At 62.4% G+C, this 4,225-nt stretch carries 7 protein-coding genes; all 7 read right to left on the minus strand.

The features are described from left to right. Positions 1 to 65: 65 nt before the first annotated feature. The 7 genes from EOA33_RS26025 to EOA33_RS41370 all read right to left on the minus strand — a co-directional run bounded on the left by EOA33_RS26025 (position 66) and on the right by EOA33_RS41370 (position 4,174). Positions 66 to 1,577 (minus strand): polyamine aminopropyltransferase, encoded by a 1,512-nt coding sequence (locus tag EOA33_RS26025; protein ID WP_127406944.1) that lies wholly within the window; start codon positions 1,575 to 1,577, stop codon positions 66 to 68. Between the two features lie 37 nt (positions 1,578 to 1,614). Next, the gene (locus tag EOA33_RS26030; protein ID WP_127406945.1) at positions 1,615 to 1,842 is read right to left on the minus strand and encodes a DUF350 domain-containing protein; all 228 of its coding nucleotides are present in this window, start codon (positions 1,840 to 1,842) and stop codon (positions 1,615 to 1,617) included. Positions 1,843 to 1,851: 9 nt separating this feature from the next. Continuing rightward, a complete protein-coding gene (locus tag EOA33_RS39265; RefSeq protein WP_189347497.1) occupies positions 1,852 to 1,989 on the minus strand; it encodes a hypothetical protein in 138 nt (45 codons plus the stop codon). 16 nt (positions 1,990 to 2,005) lie between these two features. Beyond that, positions 2,006 to 2,167, minus strand: a complete 162-nt coding sequence (locus tag EOA33_RS39270; protein ID WP_190234375.1) for a hypothetical protein — start codon at positions 2,165 to 2,167, stop codon at positions 2,006 to 2,008. After that, on the minus strand, positions 2,136 to 3,326 hold the full coding sequence (locus tag EOA33_RS26035; protein ID WP_190234376.1) for a DUF4178 domain-containing protein: 1,191 nt from the start codon (positions 3,324 to 3,326) through the stop codon (positions 2,136 to 2,138). Before EOA33_RS26035 ends, EOA33_RS39270 begins: the two co-directional genes overlap by 32 nt. Beyond that, positions 3,323 to 4,000: a DUF4178 domain-containing protein gene (locus EOA33_RS26040; RefSeq protein WP_127406947.1), complete on the minus strand. Its 678-nt coding sequence runs from the start codon at positions 3,998 to 4,000 to the stop codon at positions 3,323 to 3,325. Before EOA33_RS26040 ends, EOA33_RS26035 begins: the two co-directional genes overlap by 4 nt. 72 nt (positions 4,001 to 4,072) lie before the next feature. Next, positions 4,073 to 4,174 (minus strand): SHOCT domain-containing protein, encoded by a 102-nt coding sequence (locus EOA33_RS41370; protein ID WP_281033556.1) that lies wholly within the window; start codon positions 4,172 to 4,174, stop codon positions 4,073 to 4,075. Between the last annotated feature and the right edge of the window lie 51 nt (positions 4,175 to 4,225).

Consider the following 4,225-nt stretch of genomic DNA (forward strand, 5'->3'; position numbering starts at 1 on the left):
TCTTCGGATGCGTCACGTTCAAAGACGGTCGTTCCTTGCCGGTCTGAAGGCCGCCACTCCGGCTTTCAATAAATGAGGTAATCGCCCCACTCCTCGTCGAAATAGCGCACCAGCGGCTGGTCATCGAGCCGCTGGATGGCGGTGGCGACATGCGCCATGTCGGGCGGGAACTGGAACATCGCCTTCATGGTCGGCAGGTCGAGGAAGCGCAGCCCCTCGGGCAGGTGCTCTGGCACCCGATAGGGCGAGAAGGAGCCGATGATGAAACCCCACTCGCCGAAGGACGGCACGAAGAGATGATAGGCGGCGGTCTGGTAACCAGCGGCCGCCAGCGTGTTGTCGACACACCAGAAGGATTTGCGCGCGATGAGTGGCGAAGTGCTCTGGATCACTACGATGCCGTCATCGTTCAGCGCCGATTTCAGCTGGCGGTAGAAGGTGAGCGAGTACAGCTTGCCGATCGAGAAGTTGGAAGGGTCCGGCAGGTCGATGATCACGGCGTCGAAGCGCGCATCGGCCGGCTTCTGTTCCCGCAGCCAGAGAAAGGCGTCGGCATTGATGAGTTTCAACTTGGGCGAGGACAGGGCGCCGCCATTGAGTGCCCTCATCAACTCGTTGCTGGAGAACAGGCGCGTCATGGCCGGGTCGAGATCGACCATGGTCACCGCCTCGACTGCCGGATATTTCAATACCTCTCGCAGCGCCAGGCCGTCGCCGCCGCCGATGATCAGCACCTTGCGTGGCGCCTTGAGCGCGCTCATCGCCGGATGCACCAGCGCCTCGTGGTAGCGGTATTCGTCCAGTGACGAGAATTGCAGGTTCGAATTGAGGAAGAGGCGGATGTCGCGCTGCTGGCGGGTGACCACGATGCGTTGGTAGGGCGTGGATTCGGCGAAGATCACCGTGCCCGGATAGATGCTCGCCTCCGAGATCGACTGGATGCGTTCCGACGAAATGAAGCCGGCTCCGAGCAGTGCCAGCACGGTGCAGGCCGCAGCCCTGTGCGCGCCCCGCCGGGGTATCATGCCGGCCTTGTTGGCATAGAGCATCCAGATCGCCACCATGGTGTTGAGGATGCCGAACAGGAAGGCGGAGCGGATCAGACCGAGATGCGGCACCAGCACCAGCGGGAAGAGCAGCGAGGCAAACAGCGCGCCGACATAGTCGAAGGTGAAGACTTTGGAGACCAGGTCCTTGAAGGCGAGCCGCCCCTCCAGGATGCGCAGCAGCAGGGGAATTTCGACGCCGACCAGGATGCCGATCACACCGACCAGAAAATAGAGCCAGAGGCGGAAGGAGGCGACCTGGTCGAACAAGATGAAAAGCACCGCGGCCGAGGAACCGCCAATCGCCCCGACCATAAGCTCGATACGGACGAAATAGGCGAGCAGGTTGCGTTCGATATAGCGCGAGAGCCACGACCCGACGCCCATGGCGAAAAGATAGGCGCCAATGATGGTGGAGAACTGCGTGACGGAGTCGCCGAGCAGGTAGCTCGCCAGCGTGCCGGCGATCAATTCGTAGACAAGCCCGCAGGTCGCGATGACGAATGCCGAAAAGAGGAGCAGGATTTCCACGAAAGCGCCTTACGCCAACTCGCCGCAGGATCGCCTGTCAGCCGTGAATGGCCGAGGCAATGATAAGTGCGATGCCGATCGCGACGGAGCCCAGGAAGATCGCCAGGGCCAGGTTCTGCTTCTCGCAGATTTCTTTCCAGACCTGCACCCTGGGGGTCAGCAGATCAAGCAGCAGGAAGGCGACGACGAAGACGACGAGGCCCAAGCCCGAATAGACCAAAGAGGCAACGACGAATTTCAATTCGATCAGGCCGGTCGCATCCATTGAAGCCTCCTATTTGTGATATGCGTTGACGTCGCGGTTGGCAGTCTGCTTGCCGTTGAACATCGCGGTCACGGCATAGCCGTTGAAGTTGGCCGCCGACATGCCGAGCACAACCAGCGTGGCATAGATCATGTGCAGCTTGCTCATGTCTTTCTCCTTCGCATCACTCGGCAACGCCACCCTTTTCCCAGCGCGATTTCTCAAACATCATTCGCCTGATCAAGCTGATCGCCGGCACGGCCAGCAACAGCGCCATGGCAATCAGGTAGTTCGACCAAACCGGCACGTCGTATTTAATGGTGATGGTGACGGGCTGCGCCGGCAAGGGCGCCGAGGACGAAAGCAATGATGACGGCTTGGAGAACAGGCCGGCATCGGGCTCGATCAGCAATTTGTAGGTGCCGGGCGGAACCGGAGGCAACAGCGAAGTCTCGCGATTGCCTCTCCTCCCAGCGACCATCGGAATCAGTTCCGCTGTAGTGCTCGAGTGACTGAAATACCGAGTAGCTCTGATTGGTGTCGATGTTGACCAGCGCCATGTCGAGCTCGAGCCAGTCATTGCTGAGGTAGGAGGTGGTCTCGATCTCGATATTGCCGCTCCTGTTCAGCCGGAACGTTCCGGACGACAGGGTATTGTTCTTGTCGGCGGCGGTCAGATTGTAGGTTTGTGAATTGACCAGCGCGTTTGCCGAGATCGCCAGCAAAGTGCCCTGCAGCATCGTGGCGGCAACAACTGCCAGGGCGACGATCGTGAATGACGGCTTGTACGGATTGACCTGGCTGACGCCGGCTGAGGAGGACGAAGGCACGCGCAGCGGCAGCTTGAAGGCGGCGGCGACGAGGCGCGCATCGAGATACTCGCCCTCGGAGACGATGATCTCCTCGTCGTTCCTCTCCACCATCAGCCGGTAGGGCGGCGCGATATAGTCGGTTACCGCGGTGACGTCCGAGGTCGATGCCCGCCAGAAGAACTCGCCGGCCACGTAGGTGGTGCGGGCAAAGCCCTTGCCGAAGAATTGGTAGCTGCGCCCATTTGCATCGATCCAGCCCTCGCCGCCCGCGCCCGGCACGTCGCGGTTGAGCATCTTCACCAGGGTCCAGTGGTCGTATTCCTCGGCCAGGAAGCGATAGCCGTGGTAAGGGTTGAACAGCAGGTGCTCGGTCCACCGAAAATCGCCAGGCCCGTCGCTGCGCCGCATATAGCCGACGACTTCCCATTCGATATCCTTGAGCCGGGCACGGGCACCGATCGGGATATCGGACTGCTGCATGGCAGATTGTGCCGCCTCTATGATACGCAGATTCTCGTCGGCGACATCGATCACTGATGAACACTGGCTGCAGGTGGCGGTGATCGACTGGCCGGCCGCGCGCAGCGTAACCGCTCCACCGCAGTTCGGGCAGGCGAAGGTGCGCGGCCTGCCGGGCGCGCGCGGCGGCGGCGCCGGCTCGGCGGACGGCAGGATCGAAGGCTGGTCGCTCACCATCCCTCCAGCGGCCGCAAATTGGTAAAGCGGAAGGCGTCCCACTCCACATAGCGGCCGACATAGGCATGGGCCTCGCGGCCATCATGATCGAGCGTGGCGAACTCGCCCTGCCTGCCGATGCAGTCGATCGCGACTGTCCGCCGGCCTTTGGGCGCGGCGAAGGGCAGTTCGCCCTCCGATCCCAGGCAGGTCGCCAGCTTGATGTCGACCGCGCGCAGCGTGGTGCCGCCGAGTTGCACGGCAAAGCCGGGCCTTGCCTCGGCGGCGGGCTTGCCGCTTGTCAGCAACCCGTGACAGTGGTCAAGCGTCACCTCGACGTCGCGCGGCAGAGGCCTCTCCAGTTCGAAACTGATGGAGAAAGACCCTTGCGCCTCGCCGATCCAGCCGCGCCGGCCGTCTGCCGTCAGCAGGTGCCATTCGTTCCACAACCCGTCGCGCCAGCCAATCTTCAGCCGCCCGATGAGCGTGAAGGGCTGCTGCTCGAAATAGCCGCCGCTGCCCAGTTGCAACGGGCTCATGTCGTCCGGCAGGGCGGCCATCACCCCGATCGATTTGACGTCGACATCCGTGCGCACCACCATAGACTGGCAATAGGCGCAGACGGCATAGACCGATTGCGCCGACCGGAAGGTGACATCCGCGCCGCAGGACGGGCAGTCGAACTTGCGCATGAAAACCCTGAGTTGGATGCGCCGGACCTCTTGGCACCGGCAGGGCTGGGGAAACGGAGCCCGCCTGCGGGCTCACTTGATTCGGGACAGCAGCTCGGCCTTCTTGGCATCGAATTCCTGCTGCGTCAGGATTCCCTTGGCGAGCAGGCCGCCGAGCTTTTCGAGAAGCTGGATCGGGTCCTCGGCCGGTTGGGCCGGCGCCGCCTGGACCTGCGATGCCGAAGC

The sequence above is a fragment of the Mesorhizobium sp. M4A.F.Ca.ET.050.02.1.1 genome, from assembly GCF_003997725.1.
Classification (GTDB): Bacteria; Pseudomonadota; Alphaproteobacteria; order Rhizobiales; family Rhizobiaceae; genus Mesorhizobium.

Excerpts from the sequence above, each read along its gene's own strand:
- EOA33_RS39265 (WP_189347497.1), bottom strand. The coding sequence starts at position 1,989 with ATGAGCAAGCTGCACATGATCTATGCCACGCTGGTTGTGCTCGGCATG.
- EOA33_RS26030 (WP_127406945.1), bottom strand. The coding sequence starts at position 1,842 with ATGGATGCGACCGGCCTGATCGAATTGAAATTCGTCGTTGCCTCTTTG.
- EOA33_RS26040 (WP_127406947.1), bottom strand. The coding sequence starts at position 4,000 with ATGCGCAAGTTCGACTGCCCGTCCTGCGGCGCGGATGTCACCTTCCGG.